The 23,741-nt window shown below is 58.7% G+C and carries 19 protein-coding genes and 3 tRNA genes; 20 read left to right on the top strand and 2 right to left on the bottom strand.

What is annotated here, in order from left to right; translation table 11 throughout:
- Positions 1-11: 11 nt before the first annotated feature.
- Positions 12-784, top strand: a protein-coding gene (locus ACRQ1B_RS08880) for an IS5 family transposase (protein WP_432292971.1) whose coding sequence is annotated in 2 segments (ribosomal slippage) — positions 12-332 and positions 335-784 — 771 coding nt in all. Because the reading frame shifts where the segments join, the coding sequence is not laid out codon by codon here.
- Between the two features lie 6 nt (positions 785-790).
- Here ACRQ1B_RS08880 and ACRQ1B_RS08875 read toward each other — a convergent pair.
- Positions 791-1,672: a TrmH family RNA methyltransferase gene (locus ACRQ1B_RS08875; RefSeq protein ID WP_432293226.1), complete on the bottom strand. Its 882-nt coding sequence runs from the start codon at positions 1,670-1,672 to the stop codon at positions 791-793.
- A gap of 257 nt (positions 1,673-1,929) precedes the next feature.
- On the opposite strand from ACRQ1B_RS08875, the gene ACRQ1B_RS08870 reads away from it, so the two are divergent.
- The 14 genes from ACRQ1B_RS08870 to ACRQ1B_RS08805 all read left to right on the top strand — a co-directional run bounded on the left by ACRQ1B_RS08870 (position 1,930) and on the right by ACRQ1B_RS08805 (position 17,943).
- Positions 1,930-2,014 (top strand) — tRNA-Tyr (locus ACRQ1B_RS08870).
- 28 nt (positions 2,015-2,042) lie between these two features.
- Positions 2,043-2,116, top strand: a tRNA-Gly gene (locus tag ACRQ1B_RS08865).
- Positions 2,117-2,231: 115 nt separating this feature from the next.
- Entirely contained in the window at positions 2,232-2,411 is a 180-nt protein-coding gene (locus ACRQ1B_RS08860) for a hypothetical protein (RefSeq protein WP_432293225.1), read from the top strand.
- A gap of 207 nt (positions 2,412-2,618) precedes the next feature.
- Complete coding sequence (gene tuf, locus ACRQ1B_RS08855; RefSeq protein ID WP_432293218.1) at positions 2,619-3,794, top strand: elongation factor Tu; 1,176 nt, start codon at positions 2,619-2,621, stop codon at positions 3,792-3,794.
- Between the two features lie 503 nt (positions 3,795-4,297).
- Positions 4,298-4,373 (top strand) — tRNA-Trp (locus ACRQ1B_RS08850).
- Positions 4,374-4,570: 197 nt separating this feature from the next.
- A complete protein-coding gene (secE, locus tag ACRQ1B_RS08845) occupies positions 4,571-4,771 on the top strand; it encodes a preprotein translocase subunit SecE (RefSeq protein WP_432293224.1) in 201 nt (66 codons plus the stop codon).
- 15 nt (positions 4,772-4,786) lie between these two features.
- On the top strand, positions 4,787-5,317 hold the full coding sequence (nusG, locus tag ACRQ1B_RS08840; protein WP_112730811.1) for a transcription termination/antitermination protein NusG: 531 nt from the start codon (positions 4,787-4,789) through the stop codon (positions 5,315-5,317).
- Positions 5,318-5,497: 180 nt separating this feature from the next.
- Complete coding sequence (rplK, locus tag ACRQ1B_RS08835) at positions 5,498-5,929, top strand: 50S ribosomal protein L11 (RefSeq protein WP_112730803.1); 432 nt, start codon at positions 5,498-5,500, stop codon at positions 5,927-5,929.
- 1 nt (position 5,930) lies between these two features.
- Entirely contained in the window at positions 5,931-6,626 is a 696-nt protein-coding gene (rplA, locus tag ACRQ1B_RS08830) for a 50S ribosomal protein L1 (protein ID WP_427573467.1), read from the top strand.
- 353 nt (positions 6,627-6,979) lie between these two features.
- Positions 6,980-7,498, top strand: coding sequence for a 50S ribosomal protein L10 (gene rplJ / locus ACRQ1B_RS08825; protein ID WP_306838680.1), 519 nt, complete (start codon positions 6,980-6,982; stop codon positions 7,496-7,498).
- Between the two features lie 54 nt (positions 7,499-7,552).
- Entirely contained in the window at positions 7,553-7,927 is a 375-nt protein-coding gene (rplL, locus tag ACRQ1B_RS08820; protein ID WP_112509933.1) for a 50S ribosomal protein L7/L12, read from the top strand.
- 247 nt (positions 7,928-8,174) lie between these two features.
- On the top strand, positions 8,175-12,311 hold the full coding sequence (gene rpoB, locus ACRQ1B_RS08815; RefSeq protein WP_432293223.1) for a DNA-directed RNA polymerase subunit beta: 4,137 nt from the start codon (positions 8,175-8,177) through the stop codon (positions 12,309-12,311).
- A 187-nt stretch (positions 12,312-12,498) separates the two neighbouring features.
- A complete protein-coding gene (gene rpoC, locus ACRQ1B_RS08810; protein ID WP_432293222.1) occupies positions 12,499-16,707 on the top strand; it encodes a DNA-directed RNA polymerase subunit beta' in 4,209 nt (1,402 codons plus the stop codon).
- Between the two features lie 174 nt (positions 16,708-16,881).
- Positions 16,882-17,943, top strand: coding sequence for a cytochrome-c peroxidase (locus ACRQ1B_RS08805; protein WP_432293221.1), 1,062 nt, complete (start codon positions 16,882-16,884; stop codon positions 17,941-17,943).
- 48 nt (positions 17,944-17,991) lie between these two features.
- Here ACRQ1B_RS08805 and ACRQ1B_RS08800 read toward each other — a convergent pair whose 3' ends face one another.
- The gene (locus ACRQ1B_RS08800) at positions 17,992-18,288 is read right to left on the bottom strand and encodes a transcriptional regulator (RefSeq protein ID WP_432293220.1); all 297 of its coding nucleotides are present in this window, start codon (positions 18,286-18,288) and stop codon (positions 17,992-17,994) included.
- Positions 18,289-18,781: 493 nt separating this feature from the next.
- On the opposite strand from ACRQ1B_RS08800, the gene rpsL reads away from it, so the two are divergent.
- The 5 genes from rpsL (at position 18,782) to rpsJ (ending at position 23,738) form a co-directional block, all read left to right on the top strand.
- Positions 18,782-19,153 (top strand): 30S ribosomal protein S12, encoded by a 372-nt coding sequence (gene rpsL, locus ACRQ1B_RS08795; protein ID WP_003507760.1) that lies wholly within the window; start codon positions 18,782-18,784, stop codon positions 19,151-19,153.
- A gap of 83 nt (positions 19,154-19,236) precedes the next feature.
- Positions 19,237-19,707, top strand: coding sequence for a 30S ribosomal protein S7 (gene rpsG / locus ACRQ1B_RS08790; RefSeq protein WP_306838549.1), 471 nt, complete (start codon positions 19,237-19,239; stop codon positions 19,705-19,707).
- A gap of 33 nt (positions 19,708-19,740) precedes the next feature.
- Positions 19,741-21,840 (top strand): elongation factor G, encoded by a 2,100-nt coding sequence (gene fusA, locus ACRQ1B_RS08785; RefSeq protein ID WP_432293219.1) that lies wholly within the window; start codon positions 19,741-19,743, stop codon positions 21,838-21,840.
- A 96-nt stretch (positions 21,841-21,936) separates the two neighbouring features.
- Entirely contained in the window at positions 21,937-23,112 is a 1,176-nt protein-coding gene (gene tuf / locus ACRQ1B_RS08780) for an elongation factor Tu (RefSeq protein ID WP_432293218.1), read from the top strand.
- Between the two features lie 317 nt (positions 23,113-23,429).
- On the top strand, positions 23,430-23,738 hold the full coding sequence (gene rpsJ / locus ACRQ1B_RS08775; RefSeq protein ID WP_003507767.1) for a 30S ribosomal protein S10: 309 nt from the start codon (positions 23,430-23,432) through the stop codon (positions 23,736-23,738).
- The last annotated feature ends 3 nt before the right edge of the window (positions 23,739-23,741 follow it).

Here is a 23,741-nt window from a genome sequence, read left to right as displayed (position 1 = left end):
AGGAGTTTGCCATGCGCCGTCACGAATTGAGCGACGAAGAATGGGCTGTCATCGCACCTCTCTTGCCGACCAATAGCCGTGGAATTGAACGCGTCGACGACCGCCGGGTAATCAACGGCATTCTGTGGCGTTTCAGGACTGGTTCGTCCTGGCGAGATGTGCCGGAGCGTTATGGTCCACGCACGACGCTTTACAATCGGTTCTCCCGCTGGCGCAAGGCGGGCGTATGGGATCGTCTTCTGGACGCCGTTTCAAAGCGTTACGATGGAGACATCGTGATGATCGACAGTTCTTGTGTTCGCGTTCACCAGCATGGTGCCAACGCTAAAAAGGGGGCTCTGCCGATCCTTGCATGGGACGTTCTCGCGGCGGCCTAACGACAAAAATCCATGCTCTTGTCGATGCAGATGGCAGACCGGTTCGGCTGGAACTCACCGCCGGCCAATCCGCCGATGCACCGATGGCTGAGAAGCTGTTGAGCGACCTGCAGCCCGGCGCGACGATCCTTGCCGACAAGGCATATGACACCGACGCAATTCGAAACTTTGCCAAACAACGTAAATGCTGGGCGAATATCCCTGCAAAGGCCAATCGAAAGCAGACATTCAGCTTCAGCCGCTGGGTCTACCGTCAGCGCAATCTTGTGGAACGGTTCTTCAACCGTATCAAGCAGATGCGTGGCCTTGCAACGAGATACGACCGGCGTGCCGACAACTATCTCGCCGCCCTCAAGCTTGCCGCGACGAGGATATGGATTGCGTCAGCTAATGAGTCCGCGTCCTAAGCTGGATCAGCCTTTGACGAGATGCTGGCGCGCCGCATAAAGCGCAATGGCAGCCGCATTCGAGACGTTGAGCGACTTGATGGCGCCCGGCATGTCGAGACGTGCCAAGGCATCGACGGTTTCGCGCGTCTTCTGGCGCAGGCCCTTGCCCTCGGAGCCGAGAACGAGCGCGACCTTGCCCGCGGCAAACGTGCCTTCCAGCGGGGCGGGACCTTCCGAATCGAGGCCGATCGTCTGGAAACCGAGCTTCTGCAATTCGCCGAGTGCATCTGCCAGATTGCCGATCTGGATATAGGGGATCATTTCCAGCGCGCCGGATGCGGATTTCGCCATGACGCCGGACTCGGTCGGGCTGTGGCGCTGGGTGGTGATCAGCGCGCCGGCCTCGAAGGCGACGGCGGAGCGCATGATCGCGCCGACATTGTGCGGATCGGTGACCTGATCGAGCACGAGAAGAAGATTGCTTTCCTTCAGGGCTTCCAGACGACGCACCGGCAGCGGTCTCGTCTCGATCATCGCGCCCTGATGGATGGCGTCGGGGCCGAGATGTTTGTCGATATCCTGCGGTGAAACAAATTCGACCGGGAAGGGCAGGGCGTGGGACTCGCCGATATCGAGACGCACGAAGGCATTCTGCGTGACCGTCAGCTTGACGATCTTGCGCTCGGGATTGTCGATGACGGCGCGCACGGTGTGCAGGCCATAGAGAAACACCTGGTCGGGCTGCAGCTGCGGCGCCTTCCAGTTCTCATGTGCCGGCTTCGGGCGCTTGCGCGGATCCGGTGTCGGGATTTCGCCACGCTCGCGTTTGGCATCGCGCACATTGCGGCGCAGGGTGGCGTAATGGCTGTCGCGGCCGGCTTTGTCGTTTTGATCATTTTTGCTCATGCCGCCTTATAGCGCCAGCCGATGCCGCGGCAAAGCCCCGTCGCCACCGGTTTGCAGAGCTTTGGCTGCCATGAACTCTATCCACAGGGGGAGGGGACATTCATCAGCCTGACACATCAATCTGTGTTTTTTCCGAACTTTTCGTTTGAACCCGTGTTGACAGCAGCGAAAGTGGCCGTCATATACGCCGCACAGATCGAGACGGCGGTTTCGCCCAACGATCTGAAGAGCTTGGTTCTCGATCCAGACGAAATACTGGAGGGATGCCCGAGTGGTTAAAGGGGACGGACTGTAAATCCGTTGGCTACGCCTACGTTGGTTCAAATCCAACTCCCTCCACCATTTCGTTGCATGGATCGAACCAGACCCCGCGGGTATAGCTCAATGGTAGAGCAGCAGCCTTCCAAGCTGAATACGCGGGTTCGATTCCCGCTACCCGCTCCAGATTTTCCCATCTTTTCTTTCTGTTGCTCTCCATACGGCCCCGCCCGTCGGGGTGGCTGATTTCGCGCATGCGGGCGTCTTCCGTTGTGCTTATCGCCAAGGAGAGGATTTTATCATGATGTCTTTACCCGCCATTATTGGCATTTCGCTCGGCGCTTCAGGATTTGCCGCCTTTACCGGCAAGAACCGCCATAAGCCGCTTGGTCGCCGCCTTCTTTATTTCTTTGGCGGTTTCATCGGCACGATCATCCTGCTGATCGCCATCAATTTTGGCCTTTATGTCATGAGCCGCTGACGGGCGGGCAGGGCGCTTCACCCTTGGGTTTCCCGGTTTATAAGCAAACACAAAAACGGTGACTTCGCGGGGCTTGGAACCCGGTGAAGGACACCCTAGATAGGGCGCAGCAATTAAGTCTTGCGCATTCGTAGTGAAAGCCTTAAACGGCGACACCAAATCCGTTCACTGCGGATCTATCATCCCTACAGATTATAGGAAGCATCAATGGCAAAGAGCAAGTTTGAGCGTAACAAGCCGCACGTGAACATCGGCACGATCGGCCACGTCGACCACGGCAAGACGTCTCTGACGGCAGCGATCACGAAGTTCTTCGGCGAGTTCAAGGCGTACGACCAGATCGACGCTGCTCCGGAAGAAAAGGCTCGTGGCATCACCATCTCGACGGCGCACGTCGAATACGAGACCCCGAACCGTCACTACGCGCACGTTGACTGCCCCGGCCACGCCGACTACGTCAAGAACATGATCACCGGTGCCGCACAGATGGACGGCGCGATCCTGGTTTGCTCGGCTGCCGACGGCCCGATGCCGCAGACCCGCGAGCACATCCTGCTTGCTCGTCAGGTTGGCGTTCCGGCTCTGGTCGTGTTCCTCAACAAGGTCGACCAGGTCGACGACGAAGAACTGCTCGAGCTCGTTGAACTCGAAGTTCGCGAACTGCTGTCGTCCTACGACTTCCCGGGCGACGACGTTCCGGTCGTCAAGGGTTCGGCTCTGGCCGCTCTGGAAGACTCGAACAAGACCATCGGCGAAGACGCTGTTCGCGAACTGATGGCTCAGGTCGACGCCTACATCCCGACGCCTGAGCGTCCGATCGACCAGCCGTTCCTGATGCCGATCGAAGACGTGTTCTCGATCTCGGGTCGTGGTACGGTTGTGACCGGTCGCGTCGAGCGCGGTATCGTCAAGGTTGGCGAAGAAGTCGAAATCGTCGGCATCAAGGACACTTCGAAGACGACGGTTACCGGCGTTGAAATGTTCCGCAAGCTGCTCGACCAGGGCCAGGCCGGCGACAACATCGGTGCACTCGTGCGCGGCGTTGACCGTAACGGCGTTGAGCGTGGCCAGATCCTGTGCAAGCCGGGTTCGGTCAAGCCGCACAAGAAGTTCATGGCAGAAGCCTACATCCTGACGAAGGAAGAAGGCGGCCGTCATACGCCGTTCTTCACGAACTACCGTCCGCAGTTCTACTTCCGCACGACGGACGTGACCGGTATCGTTTCGCTGCCGGAAGGCACGGAAATGGTTATGCCGGGCGACAACGTCACGGTTGCTGTTGAGCTGATCGTTCCGATCGCGATGGAAGAAAAGCTGCGCTTCGCTATCCGCGAAGGCGGCCGTACCGTCGGCGCCGGCATCGTTGCCTCGATCGTAGAATAATCTTCGATCAATAGAATAAGAGAGGCCTCGCCGGAAACGGCGGGGCCTTTTTTCGTTTGTCGGTTCTTTCGAAGAGGGGGCTCTCTTTGATTCGGTATCTCATTGTTGCCATTGCGATTCTGGTCGCCAGTCTGATTCTCCCGCAACCCTCCGTGGCGCGCTGCCCGGAGCGGCCGGCCTGCAGGGGCTGTGGATGCAAGGGCGGGCCCGGTTATCGCGGGCCGGATGGCCGCTGTGTCGGTTTCAAGCAGCTGGCCAAGGTCTGTGGCACGCCGCCGGAGACGCGCTGCACATTTGAAAATGCGCCCGGCACAGGAGAAAATCGCGAATGCGCTCTCGGTGACAAGGCGGCGAAACCGGAAGAATAATCCGGCTTTCCACCGTTCATCCATAAAAGTGTCGCATCTCTTGCAAAAACCCACTTGCCAACGTCGGCTCATCACCTTAAAGAGCGCACACGTCCTTGACGGACAGCGCTTTGGCGCGGTTCCGAAAGAGGGTTTAGGGGTGTAGCTCAGTTGGTAGAGCGGCGGTCTCCAAAACCGCAGGTCGTCGGTTCGAGCCCGGCCGCCCCTGCCATTTCTCAAAAGTCGATACGCGCGGTTCTTTCGCAGCATGGTCGGCAAGAGATATTGGTTCGCCGGTAGTCCGGCTTCATCGGATATCGATTTCCTCTTGTGAAAGCTGAGATCGGTGTCTATGTAGGGTAAAAACAGACACGCGGTGCGTGGGGCTGAATAAGATCAGCTTTACGCGCCGTAATTGCGTGGACAGTTATGGCATCCAAAACCAACCCGATTACGTTCCTCAAGCAGGTGCGCACCGAGACCTCCAAGGTCACATGGCCGTCGCGTCGCGAGACGACGATTTCGACCGCCATGGTCCTGGTCATGGTTGTCGTCGCGGCCCTGTTCTTTTTCGCTGCCGACCAGCTGATCGGCTGGCTTCTCGGCTTCGTTATGAATTTCGGCGTTTGATTGGGTGGTATGAAGATGGCGGCACGTTGGTACATCGTCCACGCATATTCGAACTTCGAAAAGAAGGTTGCCGAGGACATCGAGAACAAGGCTCGCCAGAAAGGGCTTGAGCACCTGTTCGAGAAAATCCTCGTTCCGACCGAAAAGGTGACGGAAGTGCGTCGTGGCCGCAAGGTCGACAGCGAGCGTAAGTTCTTCCCGGGCTACGTTCTGGTTCGTGCGAACCTGACCGACGAAGCCTACCACCTGATCAAGAATACGCCCAAGGTTACGGGCTTCCTCGGTTCCGACAACAAGCCGGTTCCGATTCCGGATTTTGAAGCCGACCGCATTCTGGGCCAGGTCCAGGAGGGCGTCGAGCGTCCGAAATCCTCGATCTCCTACGAGATCGGCGAGCAGGTTCGCGTTTCCGACGGTCCCTTCGCATCGTTCAACGGTGTGGTTCAGGATGTCGATGAAGAGCGTTCGCGCCTCAAGGTCGAAGTTTCGATCTTCGGTCGCGCCACTCCGGTGGAGCTCGAATACGCTCAGGTCGAGAAGGTCTGACACGATTTTGAATTGGGGTCGGTCGCCTTGCGGTGATCGGCCTCGCGCGGCGTTTGCCGCAACCGCGTGGGAGGGGAGGCGTCTTAGCCGGACGTTCCGACCGCACCACGCAACCGCAGCCGCCGATCTCTTGGGTCGGCATATCGGACCGGTATCCGGTCCATAACGAAAGGCAGAGAAATGGCTAAGAAAGTAGCAGGCCAGCTCAAGCTTCAGGTCAAGGCAGGATCGGCAAACCCGTCTCCGCCGATCGGCCCGGCGCTTGGTCAGCGCGGCATCAACATCATGGAATTCTGCAAGGCGTTCAACGCCGCCACGCAGGAAATGGAAAAGGGTATGCCGATCCCGGTCGTCATCACCTATTACCAGGACAAGTCCTTCACCTTCGCAATGAAGCAGCCGCCGGTTACCTACTGGCTGAAGAAGGAAGCAAAGATCACCTCCGGTTCCAAGACGCCTGGTAAGGGTGGCAAGGCCGGCACCATCACCAAGGCTCAGGTCCGCGCGATCGCCGAAGGTAAGATGAAGGATCTCAACGCAGCCGATATCGAAGGCGCAATGCTGATGGTTGAGGGCTCTGCCCGCTCCATGGGCCTGGAAGTGGTGGCGTAACATGGCAAAAGTTGCAAAGCGTCTCCAGAAGATCCGTGAAGGCATCGATCCGACCAAGCTGATCGCACTCTCCGACGCCGTTTCGGCTGTCAAGGAACGTGCCGTCGCCAAGTTCGACGAAACCATCGAAATCTCGATGAACCTCGGCGTTGACCCGCGTCACGCAGACCAGATGGTCCGCGGCGTTGTCAACCTGCCGAACGGCACCGGCCGCGACGTTCGCGTTGCGGTCTTCGCACGTGGCGCCAAGGCTGATGAAGCCAAGGCTGCAGGTGCCGACATCGTTGGTGCAGAAGACCTGCTGGAAATCGTCCAGGGCGGCAAGATCGATTTCGATCGTTGCATCGCTACCCCGGACATGATGCCGCTGGTCGGTCGCCTCGGTAAGGTTCTCGGCCCGCGTGGCATGATGCCGAACCCGAAGGTCGGTACCGTCACCATGGACGTCACCGGCGCCGTCAAGGCATCCAAGGGCGGTGCAGTCGAGTTCCGCGTTGAGAAGGCTGGTATCGTCCACGCCGGCATCGGCAAGGCTTCCTTCGACGCCAAGGCTCTGGAAGAAAACATCAAGGCTTTTGCCGATGCGGTCGTCAAGGCCAAGCCGGCTGGCGCCAAGGGCAACTACGTCAAGCGCGTCGCACTCTCCTCGACCATGGGTCCGGGCGTGCGCGTCGAGCCTTCGACGGTTCTGGCCTAATCAAGTTTGCCGGACCCTTGTGGTCCGGCCGCACTGATTTCCGGTCTCGCAAGAGGCCGGAGATGTCCGGAGAAATCCGGAACTCCTGTCCGAGATTGCGGGTGGTCTAGGCCTTCGGGTTGAAACCTTAATCGAATGACCTGCATGAGACTGGTAAGACCCAAGGTTTTTGAGATGCGTGATGCATCCCCTGAGTGTTGGTTCGAGCCTGGAATGCCTTGTGCCTGCGGTGCGCCGTAGAGCAGGGGGGCAGGATCCTCAAACGCTTCTTCAGGTCTTGAAAGAGACGTGAAGTGGCAAAGGCAAACCGATGGGGCCTGCAGGATTGCGGTCCCGTCAACTGGAGACAGACAGTGGAAAGAGCGGAAAAACGCGAATTCGTCACGGAGCTGAACGAAGTCTTCAAGGCTTCCGGTTCGGTTGTCGTGGCCCACTATGCTGGTGTCACAGTTGCGCAGATGAACGACTTCCGTTCGAAAATGCGCGCTGCTGGCGGCACCGTCAAAGTCGCGAAGAACCGCCTGGCCAAGATCGCTCTTCAGGGTACGGAGTCGGAAGGGATCACGGATCTCTTCAAGGGTCAGACGCTTATCGCATATAGCAATGATCCGATCACGGCACCGAAGGTCGTCATGGAATTCGCCAAGACCAACGACAAGGTCGTTGTTCTCGGTGGCGCCATGGGTTCCACGACGCTCGACGCAGAAGCAGTCAAGTCGCTTGCGACCCTGCCTTCGCTCGACGAGCTGCGTGCAAAGCTTCTGGGCATGATCCAGACGCCGGCTACCCGTATCGCAGGGGTTGTTGCAGCACCGGCAAGCCAGCTTGCCCGCGTGTTCGCGGCCTATGCAAAGAAGGACGAAGCCGCTTAAGGCGGTTTTTCGCTGTTCAAAACCAAGTTCGAACCTATATAAGGAACTATGAAAATGGCTGATCTCGCAAAGATCGTTGAAGACCTCTCGGCTCTGACCGTTCTGGAAGCTGCTGAGCTTTCCAAGCTTCTCGAAGAAAAGTGGGGCGTTTCCGCCGCTGCTCCGGTAGCTGTTGCTGCTGCTGGCGGCGCTGCTCCGGCTGCTGCTGAAGAAGAAAAGACCGAGTTCGACGTAATCCTGGTTGACGCTGGCGCCAACAAGATCAACGTCATCAAGGAAGTTCGTGGCATCACCGGCCTCGGCCTCAAGGAAGCCAAGGACCTCGTCGAAGGCGCTCCGAAGCCGGTTAAGGAAGCCGTTTCGAAGGCTGAAGCCGCTGACCTCAAGAAGAAGCTTGAGGACGCCGGCGCCAAGGTCGACGTTAAGTAATATCGGAATGTGGAGGGAGAAGCTTGCTTCTCCCTCCCGTTTCTCCGGAACTTATTACCCGGGAACCGTCAAAAACGGTTCCCGGGTAATGGGTTCTCAAAAGGATGGTTTCCTTTTCGGGTGACAGGCAATCCGGCCTGCGGTCGAAATTGAGAAACGAGATTGAGACTACCCATGTTCGACGGGATCGACTGGCCATCGGTTCCCGTCCGTTGCAGGCCCGGATGCAATTTTTGAAGGAGCGACGATGGCTCAGACCCTTTCGTTCAACGGTCGCAGGCGCGTACGCAAGTTTTTCGGAAAAATTCCTGAAGTGACGCAGATGCCGAACCTCATCGAGGTTCAGAAGGCGTCCTACGACCAGTTTCTGATGGTAGACGAGCCGCAAGGCGGCCGCCCCGACGAGGGGCTGCAGGCGGTTTTCCGCTCTGTCTTCCCGATCACCGATTTTTCCGGTGCCTCGATGCTCGAATTCGTGTCCTACGAATTCGAACCGCCGAAGTTCGACGTCGATGAATGCCGTCAGCGCGACCTGACCTACGCAGCGCCGCTCAAGGTGACGCTGCGCCTCATCGTGTTCGATATCGACGAGGATACCGGCGCGAAGTCGATCAAGGACATCAAGGAACAGTCCGTCTACATGGGCGACATGCCGCTCATGACCAATAACGGTACGTTCATCGTGAACGGCACCGAGCGCGTCATCGTTTCGCAGATGCACCGTTCGCCTGGCGTCTTCTTCGACCACGACAAGGGCAAGAGCCACTCTTCCGGCAAGCTGCTTTTTGCTGCCCGCGTCATCCCGTATCGTGGTTCCTGGCTCGATATCGAATTCGACGCCAAGGACATCGTCTACGCCCGTATCGACCGCCGCCGCAAGCTGCCGGTCTCTTCGCTGCTGATGGCCCTCGGCATGGATGGCGAAGACATCCTGTCGACCTTCTACTCGAAGTCCAACTACGAGCGTGACGGCGACGGCTGGCGCATTCCGTTCAACGCGGAAACCCTCAAGGGTGCCAAGGCTCTCTCCGACATGATCGACGCCGATACCGGCGAAGTCGTTGTCGAAGGCGGCAAGAAGCTGACCCCGCGTCTGCTTCGTCAGCTGACCGAAAAGGGCCTCAAGGCTCTCAAGGCCACCAATGACGACCTGTACGGCAACTATCTGGCTGAAGACATCGTCAACTACGAAACCGGCGAGATCTATCTCGAAGCCGGCGACGAAATCGACGAGAAAAGCCTCGGCATCATCCTGAAGAACGGTTTCGACGAGATTCCGGTTCTCGGCATCGACCACATCAATGTCGGCGCCTACATCCGCAACACGATTGCCGTGGACAAGAACGAGAACCGTCAGGACGCTCTGTTCGATATCTACCGCGTCATGCGTCCGGGTGAACCGCCGACCATGGAATCGGCCGAAGCCATGTTCAACTCGCTGTTCTTCGATGCGGAGCGTTACGACCTCTCCGCCGTTGGCCGCGTGAAGATGAACATGCGTCTCGACCTGCAGGTCGAAGACACCGTGCGCACGCTGCGCAAGGACGACATCCTGGCCGTGGTCAAGATGCTCGTCGAGCTGCGTGACGGCAAGGGCGAGATCGACGACATCGACAACCTCGGCAACCGCCGTGTTCGTTCTGTCGGCGAGCTGATGGAAAACCAGTACCGTCTCGGCCTGCTCCGTATGGAGCGCGCGATCAAGGAACGCATGTCGTCGATCGAAATCGACACCGTCATGCCGCAGGACCTGATCAACGCCAAGCCGGCTGCTGCCGCCGTTCGCGAATTCTTCGGCTCCTCGCAGCTGTCGCAGTTCATGGACCAGGTGAACCCGCTTTCGGAAATCACTCACAAGCGTCGTCTTTCGGCTCTTGGCCCGGGTGGTCTGACCCGCGAGCGCGCAGGCTTCGAAGTCCGCGACGTTCACCCGACCCACTACGGCCGTATCTGCCCGATCGAAACGCCGGAAGGCCCGAACATCGGTCTGATCAACTCGCTGGCCACCTTTGCCCGCGTCAACAAGTACGGTTTCATCGAAAGCCCGTACCGCAAGATCGTTGACGGCAAGGTGACGAAGGACGTCGTTTATCTCTCCGCAATGGAAGAAGCGAAGTACTACGTCGCACAGGCCAACTCCGAGCTGACCTCGGACGGCGTGTTCGTTGAAGAGTTCGTTGTCTGCCGTCATGCCGGCGAAGTCATGCTGTCCCCGCGCGACACCATCAACCTGATGGACGTTTCGCCGAAGCAGCTGGTTTCGGTTGCCGCGGCTCTGATCCCGTTCCTCGAAAACGACGACGCCAACCGCGCTCTCATGGGCTCGAACATGCAGCGTCAGGCCGTTCCGCTCGTTCGCGCTGAAGCGCCGTTCGTCGGTACCGGCATGGAACCGGTCGTTGCCCGTGACTCCGGCGCTGCGATTGCTGCCCGTCGTGGCGGTGTCGTTGACCAGGTCGACGCGACCCGTATCGTTATCCGCGCCACGGAAGACCTCGAAGCCGGCAAGTCCGGCGTCGATATCTACCGCCTGATGAAGTTCCAGCGTTCGAACCAGAACACCTGCGTCAACCAGCGTCCGCTGGTCGCCGTCGGTGACGTTCTGAACCGTGGCGACATCATCGCTGACGGTCCGTCGACGGACCTGGGCGACCTGGCACTCGGCCGCAACGCGCTCGTCGCGTTCATGCCGTGGAACGGTTACAACTACGAAGACTCGATCCTGCTCTCCGAGCGTATCGTGTCGGACGACGTGTTCACCTCCATTCACATCGAGGAATTCGAAGTGATGGCACGTGACACCAAGCTTGGTCCGGAAGAAATCACGCGCGACATTCCGAACGTTTCGGAAGAAGCGCTGAAGAACCTCGACGAAGCCGGTATCGTCTACATCGGTGCGGAAGTTGCTCCTGGCGACATCCTCGTCGGCAAGATCACGCCGAAGGGCGAAAGCCCGATGACGCCGGAAGAAAAGCTTCTGCGCGCCATCTTCGGTGAAAAGGCTTCCGACGTTCGCGATACCTCCATGCGCATGCCTCCGGGCACGTTCGGCACCATCGTCGAAGTTCGCGTCTTCAACCGCCACGGCGTTGAAAAGGACGAACGTGCGATGGCGATCGAGCGCGAGGAAATCGAACGCCTCGCCAAGGACCGTGACGACGAACAGGCGATCCTCGACCGTAACGTCTACGGCCGTCTGATCGACATGCTGCGTGGCCAGATGTCCGTTGCAGGACCGAAGGGCTTCAAGAAGGGCGTCGAGCTGACCAACGCCATCGTCTCCGAATACCCCCGCTCGCAGTGGTGGATGTTCGCCGTCGAGGACGAGAAGGTTCAGGCCGAGATCGAAGCTCTGCGTGCGCAGTACGACGAGTCGAAGTCGCTGCTCGAGCACCGCTTCATGGACAAGGTCGAAAAGGTCCAGCGCGGCGACGAAATGCCTCCGGGCGTCATGAAGATGGTCAAGGTCTTCGTGGCTGTTAAGCGCAAGATCCAGCCGGGCGACAAGATGGCCGGCCGTCACGGTAACAAGGGCGTTGTCTCGCGTATCGTGCCTGTCGAAGATATGCCGTTCCTCGAAGACGGCACGCATGTCGACGTCGTTCTGAACCCGCTGGGCGTGCCTTCGCGCATGAACGTCGGCCAGATCCTCGAGACGCATCTGGCATGGGCTTGCGCCGGTATGGGCAAGCGCATCGGTCAGATGCTCGAAGAGTACAAGGCATCGAACGACATCACCGAGCTCAAGAAGGAGCTGACCGAGGCTTACGAAAGCCAGGCCAATAACGAGGTTTCGACCTTCGACGACGAATCCCTGGTTCGTCTGGCCGAGCAGTCCAAGCGTGGTCTCTCCATCGCGACCCCGGTCTTCGACGGTGCGCATGAGCCTGACGTTGCTGCCATGCTGAAGAAGGCTGGCCTGCACGAAAGCGGTCAGTCGGTTCTTTACGATGGCCGTACCGGCGAGCAGTTCGACCGCAAGGTTACCGTCGGCTACATGTACATGATCAAGCTGAACCACCTTGTGGACGACAAGATTCACGCGCGTTCGATCGGTCCGTACTCGCTCGTCACCCAGCAGCCGCTCGGTGGTAAGGCGCAGTTTGGTGGCCAGCGCTTCGGGGAAATGGAAGTCTGGGCTCTGGAAGCCTACGGCGCCGCCTACACCCTGCAGGAAATGCTGACCGTGAAGTCGGACGACGTGGCAGGCCGTACCAAGGTCTACGAAGCGATCGTACGTGGCGACGACACGTTCGAAGCGGGCATTCCGGAGAGCTTCAACGTTCTCGTCAAGGAAATGCGCTCGCTCGGTCTGTCGGTCGAGCTGGAGAATTCCAAGCTCGAGAACCAGCCGGAAGGTCAGCTGCCGGACGCAGCCGAATAATATTTTGACAAACGGCGTGCGGGAGAGATCGCGCACGCCAATCCCAGGCCTCTCCGGGTGACCGGACGGGCAGGGGAGTTTCGCCAGAGATGGCGTCTATTGTCATTTAAGGGTCTGGTTCGACAGCCCGGGAATTTGTCGAACACGACCCGTTTGAGGGCTTTTGAGCCCCATCAAGGAGACAGGCATGAACCAAGAGGTCATGAACCTTTTCAACCCGCAGGTGCCGGCACAGCACTTCGATTCGATCCGGATCTCGATTGCGAGCCCGGAAAAGATCCTGTCGTGGTCCTACGGCGAGATCAAGAAGCCGGAAACCATCAACTACCGTACCTTCAAGCCGGAACGTGACGGCCTGTTCTGCGCGCGCATCTTTGGTCCGATCAAGGACTACGAGTGCCTGTGCGGCAAGTACAAGCGCATGAAGTACAAGGGCATTATCTGCGAAAAGTGCGGCGTCGAAGTCACGCTGTCGCGCGTTCGCCGCGAGCGCATGGGCCATATCGAGCTCGCCGCTCCGGTTGCCCATATCTGGTTCCTGAAGTCGCTTCCTTCGCGTATCTCGACCCTGCTCGACATGACGCTGAAGGATGTCGAGCGCGTTCTCTATTTCGAGAACTACATCGTCACCGAGCCGGGCCTCACGTCGCTGAAGGAAAATCAGCTTCTGTCCGAAGAAGAATACATGATCGCCATCGACGAGTTCGGTGAAGATCAGTTCACGGCGATGATCGGTGCGGAAGCGATCTTCGAAATGCTGGCGTCGATGAACCTCGACAAGCTGGCAGGCGAACTGCGTACGGAACTGGCGTCCACGACGTCGGAACTGAAGCAGAAGAAGTACATGAAGCGCCTGAAGATCGTCGAGAACTTCATCGAGTCCGGCAACCGCCCGGAATGGATGATCATGAAGGTCGTTCCGGTCATCCCGCCGGACCTGCGCCCGCTGGTTCCGCTCGATGGCGGCCGTTTCGCGACGTCTGACCTCAACGATCTCTATCGTCGCGTCATCAACCGTAACAACCGTCTGAAGCGCCTGATCGAACTGCGCGCTCCGGGCATCATCATCCGTAACGAAAAGCGCATGCTGCAGGAATCTGTGGACGCGCTGTTCGACAACGGCCGCCGTGGCCGCGTCATCACCGGCGCCAACAAGCGTCCGCTGAAGTCGCTGTCCGACATGCTCAAGGGCAAGCAGGGCCGCTTCCGCCAGAACCTTCTCGGCAAGCGCGTCGACTATTCCGGCCGTTCGGTCATCGTGACCGGTCCGGAACTGAAGCTGCACCAGTGCGGCCTGCCCAAGAAGATGGCGCTCGAACTGTTCAAGCCGTTCATCTACGCCCGCCTCGACGCCAAGGGTTATTCCTCGACCGTCAAGCAGGCCAAGAAGCTGGTTGAAAAGGAAAAGCCGGAAGTCTGGGATATCCTCGACGAGGTTATTCGCGAACACCCCGTGCTGCTTAACCGTGCGCCAACCCTGCACCGCCTGGGCATCCAGGCCTTCGAACCGATCCTGGTTGAAGGCAAGGCGATCCAGTTGCATCCGCTCGTCTGCACGGCCTTCAACGCCGACTTCGACGGGGACCAGATGGCCGTTCACGTGCCGCTGTCGCTCGAAGCTCAGCTCGAAGCCCGCGTCCTGATGATGTCGACGAACAACATCCTGCACCCGGCCAACGGTGCACCGATCATCGTTCCGTCGCAGGACATGGTTCTGGGTCTCTACTACCTATCGATCATGAACGAGAACGAGCCCGGCCAGGGCATGGTCTTCTCGGACATGGGCGAACTGCACCATGCCTTGGAAAACAAGGTCGTGACCCTGCATGCCAAGATCCGCGGTCGTTTCAAGACGGTCGACGAGGACGGCAACCCGGTTTCGAAGATCCATGACACGACGCCTGGCCGTATGATCATCGGCGAACTTCTGCCGAAGAACTTCAAGGTGCCTTTCGACACCTGCAACCAGGAAATGACCAAGAAGAACATCTCCAAGATGATCGACACGGTCTACCGTCATTGCGGTCAGAAAGACACGGTCATCTTCTGCGACCGCATCATGCAGCTCGGCTTCCGCCATGCTTGCCGCGCCGGCATTTCGTTCGGCAAGGACGACATGATCATTCCGGAAACCAAGGCCAAGATCGTCGGTGACACCGAAGCCCTGGTGAAGGAATACGAACAGCAGTACAACGACGGCCTGATCACTCAGGGCGAGAAGTACAACAAGGTCGTCGACGCCTGGGGCAAGGCAACCGAAAAGGTCGCGGAAGACATGATGGCCCGCATTAAGGCCGTCGAGTTCGATCCGGAGACCGGTCGCCAGAAGCAGATGAACGCCATCTACATGATGTCGCACTCGGGTGCTCGTGGTTCACCGAACCAGATGCGCCAGCTGGGCGGCATGCGCGGCCTGATGGCGAAGCCGTCGGGTGAAATCATCGAAACCCCGATCACGTCGAACTTCAAGGAAGGTCTGACCGTTAACGAGTACTTCAACTCGACCCACGGTGCCCGTAAGGGTCTCGCAGACACGGCTCTGAAGACGGCGAACTCGGGTTACCTGACCCGTCGTCTCGTCGACGTTGCGCAGGACTGCATCGTCAACATGGTCGATTGCGGCACCGAGACCGGTCTCACCATGACCGCCATCGTTGACGCCGGTCAGGTCGTTGCGTCCATCGGCGCCCGCGTTCTGGGTCGTACCGCGCTTGACGATATCGATCATCCGGTCACGGGTGAGCGCATCGTTGATGCCGGCAAGATGATCCTCGAGCCGGATGTCATCGAAATCGAAAAGGCTGGCATCCAGTCGATCCGCATTCGCTCCGCACTGACCTGCGAAGTCCAGACGGGCGTCTGCTCGGTCTGCTACGGCCGTGACCTTGCTCGCGGTACGCCGGTCAACATGGGCGAAGCTGTCGGCGTCATCGCCGCTCAGTCGATCGGTGAGCCGGGCACCCAGCTGACCATGCGTACGTTCCACCTTGGTGGTACGGCTAACGTGGTTGACTCGTCGTTCCTGGAAGCATCGTACGAAGGTACGATCCTGCTCAAGAACCGCAACATGCTGCGCAACTCGGACGGCGTTCTCGTCGCCATGGGCCGTAACATGTCGGTCACGATCCTTGACGAGCGCGGCGTTGAGCGTTCCTCGCAGCGCGTTGCTTACGGCTCCAAGCTGTTCGTCGATGACAACGACAAGGTTCGTCGTGGCCAGCGTCTCGCAGAGTGGGACCCGTACACACGCCCGATGATGACGGAAGTCGCCGGTATCGTTTCGTTCGAAGATGTCGTCGACGGCATCTCGGTTTCGGAATCGACCGACGAATCCACCGGCATCACCAAGCGTCAGGTTATCGACTGGCGTTCGACCCCGCGTGGCGTCGATCTGAAGCCTGCAATCGTCATCAAGGACGCTTCTGGCCAGATCATGAAGCTGGCACGTGGTGGCGAAGCCCGCTTCTTCCTCAACGTCGAGGCCATCCTCTCCGTTGAGCCGGGCAGCAAGGTTAGCCAGGGTGACGTTCTTGCGCGTGTTCCGATGGAAAGCGCCAAGACCAAGGACATCACCGGTGGTCTGCCGCGCGTTGCCGAACTGTTCGAAGCTCGTCGTCCGAAGGACCACGCCATCATCGCTGAGATCGATGGTACGATCCGCCTCGGCCGCGACTACAAGAACAAGCGTCGCGTGATGATCGAGCCTGCCGAAGACGGTGTCGAGCCGGTCGAATACCTGATCCCGAAGGGCAAGCCCTTCCACCTTCAGGAAGGCGACTATATCGAAAAGGGTGACTACATCCTCGACGGTAACCCGGCTCCGCACGACATCCTGGCGATCAAGGGCGTGGAGGCACTCGCTTCCTACCTGGTCAACGAAATCCAGGAAGTCTACCGACTGCAGGGCGTTGTGATCAACGACAAGCACATCGAGGTGATCGTTCGCCAGATGCTGCAGAAGGTTGAGATCACCGACTCGGGCGACAGCCAGTACATCGTCGGCGACAACGTCGATCGTATCGAACTGGACGAAGCAAACGAGCGTCTCGAAGAAGAAGGCAAGAAGCCCGCCTATGGCGATCCGGTTCTTCTCGGTATCACCAAGGCATCGCTGCAGACGCCGTCCTTCATCTCGGCCGCATCCTTCCAGGAAACCACCAAGGTTCTTACGGAAGCTGCAATCGCTGGCAAGATGGACACGCTGCAGGGTCTGAAGGAAAACGTCATCGTCGGCCGTCTCATCCCGGCCGGTACGGGCGGAACCATGACGCAGATCCGCCGCATCGCCACGTCTCGTGACGAACTCATCCTTGATGAGCGCAAGAAGGGTTCGGGCGCAGGCTCTGCCACCCCGATGCTGCAGGACATGAACCCGGAAAACACGCCGGCCGAATAAGGTCGACGCGGTTCGCGATTTCGCAACCTTCAGTTTTGAAAAAACACAAAGGCCCGGAGAAATCCGGGCCTTTTGCAATTTCAGGTTACTATTTGCAGCCGTGTTTTGATCCTGCGCAAAGTCCAACCTTAGACCGTTTCTAGAATGGAATCGTTCTATGAAACGGAGGGTTACATGAACAAATTTCTTTCGTCCGTCGCGCTATGTGCGATGCTGATGACACCCGCCTTTGCGGCGGACCCATCTCCTGCCGACCTTCGAAGTCAGGCGCAGGAGCTTTTCAAACCTTTGCCTTCCACCGTTCCATCGGTGAAGGATAACCGCATCACCCCGGAAAAGATCGCACTCGGCAAGGCGCTGTTCTTCGATACGCGCGTATCGGCATCCGGCGTGTTTTCCTGCAACTCCTGTCATAACTTGGCGACGGGCGGTGACGACAATCTCGAAACCTCGATCGGCCATGGTTGGCAAAAGGGGCCGCGCAACTCACCGACCGTCTTCAACTCCGTCTTTAACGTCGCCCAGTTCTGGGATGGTCGTGCCGAAGACCTGAAGGCTCAGGCCAAGGGACCGGTGCAGGCGGGCGTCGAAATGGCCAATACGCCGGATCAGGTGATCGCCACTTTGAAATCGATGCCGCAATATGTCGTCTGGTTCAAGGCGGCCTTCCCGGACGAAGCCGATCCGGTCACGTTCGACAATTTTGCCAAGGCGATCGAAGCCTTTGAGGCGACACTGATCACGCCGGCACCATTCGATGCATTCCTCAATGGTGATGACGAGGCGATCACCGCGGATGCAAGGCATGGCATGCAGCTGTTCATCGACAAGGGTTGCGCGTCCTGCCATGGCGGCGTCAATGTCGGCGGGGAGGGGTATTACCCGTTCGGTCTGGTCGAAAAACCAGGCGCCGATGTGCTGCCTGAGAATGACAAGGGCCGTTTTGCGGTGACCAACACCGCCGATGACAGCTATGTCTTCCGCGCCTCGCCACTGCGAAACATCGCTCTGACGGCGCCTTATTTCCATTCCGGCAAAGTCTGGGATCTGAAGCAGGCTGTTGCGGTCATGGGGACGGCGCAGTTGGGTGAGGCGCTGACGGACAAGGATGTCGATCTGATCGTCGCCTTCCTCGATACGCTGACCGGCAGGGCACCCGATGTGACCTACCCGATCCTGCCGGCGGAGACCGCCGGGACACCGAAACCGATCGCGACGATCATGCCGGTGAAATGACGTGACGACCATAACTGTCCGCCGGCATTCCGGCGGACAGACCTGATGTCATTCGCTGAAACGAATGATCGAGACTTCGCCCTCAAGCGCGCCCTGATAGGCGGACGCATGCGGCTCATCGACCGGCTCTTCGGTCATCACGCCGATCTGATCGAGGTCGGCTTCGAGAAAACCTTCTTCGGACAGCGCGTTCAACGCGTCGCGAACGGCGGTGTCATCGTCGGGCGCGCGCAGGAGAATGTGGAGCTCCGTGCCGTCGCTCGTCTTCGATGTGTAACCCTTGCCGATGATGATGAAGACCATCGGTTCGTCGAGAGTGTTGTCGTTGTCGGGCGTGTCGATCATGCGTTTTTCCATTTCCAAGGCTGCTGGCATCGCGGGTCGGCGGGTGCCGTTCAGGTCTTTATCGATTCTTAACGGCTTTGGCAGCCGATTCCCACCGTCAATGCCGAGGGGCTGTGGCGATTCCCCGGAAAAGGCGTATAAAGGCCGGAATACAAGGCTCTCTGCGCTGTGGGGCAGGGGGTAATTTTGTTTTCGCCCTTGACGCGCAGGGACGGAAACAGTAAACGCGCCGCATCGGAAGAGATGTGAGGCTGCCATATCCGGCACGACTTGTACCGGAACAATGCCTCAAACAGGCTTCCATACGCACGTTGAAGACAAGAATGCTGCACGCACGACGCGTTTTATAAAGATGCGTCCTCTGCCTTCCGTGGTCCTTCCGAGACAGGGTGGGGCCACGTTTTGTGCATGTTGGAATGCGTGTGTCGCGGCCGGAAACGGCGTAACCGGCCCCCAAAAGGGGTCACGAGATTATTTTGCAAGGGATGGTTATATGCCTACCGTAAACCAGCTGATCCGCAAGCCTCGCCAGGCACAGGTCAAGCGCAACAAGGTCCCGGCTCTGCAGGAAAACCCGCAGAAGCGTGGCGTCTGCACCCGCGTCTACACCACGACGCCGAAGAAGCCGAACTCGGCTCTGCGTAAGGTCGCCAAGATCCGTCTGACCAACGGCTTCGAAGTCATCGGTTACATTCCGGGTGAAGGTCACAACCTGCAGGAACACTCTGTCGTCATGATCCGTGGCGGCCGCGTAAAGGACTTGCCAGGCGTTCGTTACCACATCATCCGCGGCGTTCTCGATACCCAGGGTGTCAAGAACCGTAAGCAGCGCCGTTCGAAGTACGGTGCAAAGCGTCCGAAGTAATCCTTCGGATCATCAACCTTTATACGGCGCTGCGCGAGGTTCTCCGCGTGATAAAGTGCCGCAACCATTGAGAGACGGAACGTATGTCCAGACGTCATAGTGCAGAGAAGCGTGAGATCAACCCGGATCCGAAGTTCGGTGATCTGGTCGTCACGAAGTTCATGAATGCCATCATGCTTCATGGCAAGAAGTCGGTTGCCGAAAGCATCGTTTACGGTGCATTCGATAGCGTGCAGGCAAAGGCCAAGGCTGAGCCGCTGGCGATCTTCCATCAGGCGCTCGAGAATATCGCGCCGCATGTTGAAGTTCGCTCGCGCCGCGTTGGTGGTGCGACCTACCAGGTCCCGGTTGATGTTCGTCCGGAGCGCCGCCAGGCCCTTGCTATCCGCTGGCTGATCACTGCTGCCCGCAAGCGCAACGAGACCACCATGGTTGACCGCCTGTCCGGTGAACTGATGGATGCCTCGAACAACCGTGGTTCCGCTGTCAAGAAGCGCGAAGACACGCACAAGATGGCTGACGCCAACCGCGCATTCTCGCACTACCGCTGGTAATCTTAACCGATCGAATTTCGAAAGGCAGTCATTATGGCTCGCGAATATAAAATCGAAGACTACCGCAACTTCGGTATCATGGCGCATATCGACGCCGGCAAGACCACGACCACCGAGCGTATTCTTTATTACACCGGCAAGTCGCACAAGATCGGTGAAGTTCATGACGGCGCTGCCACCATGGACTGGATGGAGCAGGAGCAGGAGCGTGGCATCACGATCACGTCCGCTGCCACCACGACCTTCTGGAAGGGCCGTGACGGCAAGATGCGCCGCTTCAACATCATCGACACCCCCGGCCACGTCGACTTCACGATTGAAGTCGAACGTTCGCTGCGCGTGCTCGACGGTGCGGTTGCTCTTCTCGATGCCAACGCCGGCGTAGAGCCGCAGACGGAAACCGTCTGGCGTCAGGCTGAGAAGTACAACGTTCCGCGCATGATCTTCTGCAACAAGATGGACAAGACCGGTGCGGACTTCTACCGCTCGGTCGAGATGATCAAGACCCGTCTTGGCGCCACCGCAGTTGTCATGCAGCTCCCGATCGGTGCAGAAACCGAATTCAAGGGCGTTGTCGACCTGATCGAGATGAACGCGCTGGTATGGCGTGACGAATCCCTGGGCGCTGCCTGGGACGTTGTCGAAATCCCGGAAGACCTTAAGGAAAAGGCTGCCGAATATCGTGAAAAGCTGATCGAGACCGTTGTCGAGATCGACGAAGAAGCGATGGAAGCCTACCTGAACGGCGACATGCCGGACAACGACAAGATCCGCGCCCTGGTTCGCCGCGGCACGATCGACGTCAAGTTCCACCCGATGTTCTGCGGCACCGCGTTCAAGAACAAGGGCGTACAGCCGCTGCTCGACGCCGTTGTCGACTATCTGCCGTCGCCGATCGACATCCCGGCCATCAAGGGCATCGACTTCAAGACCGAAGCCGAAATCGAGCGTCACGCTGACGACTCCGAGCCGCTCTCGATGCTGGCGTTCAAGATCATGAACGACCCCTTCGTCGGTTCGCTGACCTTCGCTCGTATCTACTCGGGCAAGCTCGAAAAGGGTTCGTCTGTCATCAACACGGTCAAGGACAAGCGCGAGCGCGTCGGCCGTATGCTGCAGATGCACTCGAACTCCCGTGAAGACATCGAAGAAGCCTTCGCAGGCGACATCGTTGCTCTCGCCGGCCTCAAGGAAACCACCACTGGCGATACGCTCTGCGATCCGCTGAAGCCGGTTATCCTCGAGCGCATGGAATTCCCGGAGCCGGTCATCCAGATCGCGATCGAGCCGAAGTCCAAGGGCGACCAGGAAAAGATGGGCCTCGCGCTCAATCGCCTCGCTGCTGAAGACCCGTCGTTCCGCGTCAAGACCGACCAGGAATCCGGCCAGACGATCATCGCCGGCATGGGCGAACTTCACCTGGACATTCTCGTCGACCGTATGCGTCGCGAGTTCAAGGTTGAAGCCAACGTCGGTGCTCCGCAGGTTGCCTACCGCGAAACCATCACGCGTCAGCACGAAGAAGACTACACGCACAAGAAGCAGTCCGGTGGTACCGGTCAGTTCGCGCGCGTCAAGCTCGTGTTCGAACCGAACCCGGATGGCGAAGATTTCGTCTTCGAATCCAAGATCGTCGGCGGTGCTGTTCCGAAGGAATACATCCCGGGCGTTCAGAAGGGTATCGAAAGCGTTCTGTCTTCCGGTCCGCTGGCTGGCTTCCCGATGCTGGGTGTCAAGGCGACCCTCATCGACGGCGCCTTCCACGACGTCGACTCGTCGGTTCTCGCCTTCGAAATCGCATCGCGTGCATGCTTCCGCGAAGCTGCCAAGAAGGCCGGCGCTCAGCTGCTCGAGCCGATGATGAAGGTCGAAGTCGTAACGCCGGAAGACTATGTCGGTGACGTTATCGGCGACCTGAACTCGCGTCGTGGCCAGATCCAGGGCCAGGAACAGCGCGGCATCGCCATCGTCATCAACGCTCACGTTCCGCTTGCGAACATGTTCAAGTACGTCGACAACCTGCGCTCCATGTCGCAGGGCCGCGCGCAGTACTCGATGACCTTCGATCACTACGCACCGGTTCCGTCGAACGTCGCGACCGAAATCCAGGCTAAGTATTCCGGTCAGAAGTAATCGGACTACGACACCAGACTACGCCCCGGTTTCAAAGCCGGGGCGATCACACAAGAATTGGGGCCCAAACGGCCCACATAAAATGGAGAGCCTGCAATGGCAAAGAGCAAGTTTGAGCGTAACAAGCCGCACGTGAACATCGGCACGATCGGCCACGTCGACCACGGCAAGACGTCTCTGACGGCAGCGATCACGAAGTTCTTCGGCGAGTTCAAGGCGTACGACCAGATCGACGCTGCTCCGGAAGAAAAGGCTCGTGGCATCACCATCTCGACGGCGCACGTCGAATACGAGACCCCGAACCGTCACTACGCGCACGTTGACTGCCCCGGCCACGCCGACTACGTCAAGAACATGATCACCGGTGCCGCACAGATGGACGGCGCGATCCTGGTTTGCTCGGCTGCCGACGGCCCGATGCCGCAGACCCGCGAGCACATCCTGCTCGCTCGTCAGGTTGGCGTTCCGGCTCTGGTCGTGTTCCTCAACAAGGTCGACCAGGTCGACGACGAAGAACTGCTGGAACTCGTCGAACTCGAAGTTCGCGAACTGCTGTCGTCCTACGACTTCCCGGGCGACGACGTTCCGGTCGTCAAGGGTTCGGCTCTGGCCGCTCTGGAAGACTCGAACAAGACCATCGGTGAAGACGCCGTTCGCGAGCTGATGGCCCAGGTCGACGCCTACATCCCGACGCCTGAGCGTCCGATCGACCAGCCGTTCCTGATGCCGATCGAAGACGTGTTCTCGATCTCGGGTCGTGGTACGGTTGTGACCGGTCGCGTCGAGCGCGGCATCGTCAAGGTTGGCGAAGAAGTCGAAATCGTCGGCATCAAGGACACTTCGAAGACGACGGTTACCGGCGTTGAAATGTTCCGCAAGCTGCTCGACCAGGGCCAGGCCGGCGACAACATCGGTGCTCTCGTTCGCGGCGTTGACCGTAACGGCGTCGAGCGTGGCCAGATCCTGTGCAAGCCGGGTTCGGTCAAGCCGCACAAGAAGTTCATGGCGGAAGCCTACATCCTGACGAAGGAAGAAGGCGGCCGTCATACGCCGTTCTTCACGAACTACCGTCCGCAGTTCTACTTCCGCACGACGGACGTGACCGGTATCGTTTCGCTGCCGGAAGGCACGGAAATGGTTATGCCGGGCGACAACGTCACGGTTGCTGTTGAGCTGATCGTTCCGATCGCGATGGAAGAAAAGCTGCGCTTCGCTATCCGCGAAGGCGGCCGTACCGTCGGCGCCGGCATCGTTGCCTCGATCGTAGAATAAGACAGGTGAGGGCGCCGCAAGCGGCGCCCTTTCCCTTTTATTCATGATTTTTTCATGCGCAAACGGGGTAGACCCTTGCGTATGACATAAAAATGTAGCAGATGGCGCGTGAGCGCAGTGAGATGAGGCTTTTGCCTTCGAATCGTCTGCTGCAAATCAATATAAAGGTGGGTCCAAAAGGGCCCGAAGACTGGAAAGAGCCACGGTTCGCCGGGGTCTCTCTCGATCTTTGACACCGGTGGTCCCGCCTTTAGGTAAGAAGAGCCCGTATGCTGTTTTTGAGTATACGGATAACAAGATAACAAGGATAACGTCGAATGAACGGCCAAAATATCCGCATTCGCCTTAAGGCATTCGATCATCGTATTCTCGACGCTTCCACGCGCGAGATCGTGTCGACGGCGAAGCGCACCGGAGCTAGCGTCCGGGGCCCCGTTCCGCTTCCGACTCGCATCGAGAAGTTTACGGTCAACCGGTCTCCCCACGTCGATAAGAAAAGCCGCGAGCAGTTTGAAATGCGCACGCATAAGCGCCTGCTCGACATCGTCGATCCGACGCCCCAGACAGTCGATGCTCTGATGAAGCTCGACCTCGCCGCTGGTGTCGACGTGGAAATCAAGCTCTGAGAC

The sequence above is a fragment of the Endobacterium panacihumi genome (assembly GCF_050847465.1).
Lineage (GTDB): Bacteria > Pseudomonadota > Alphaproteobacteria > Rhizobiales > Rhizobiaceae > Neorhizobium > Neorhizobium panacihumi.
The sequence above is the reverse complement of the archived record's forward strand: the minus strand, read 5'-3'. Positions and strand labels throughout refer to the sequence as shown.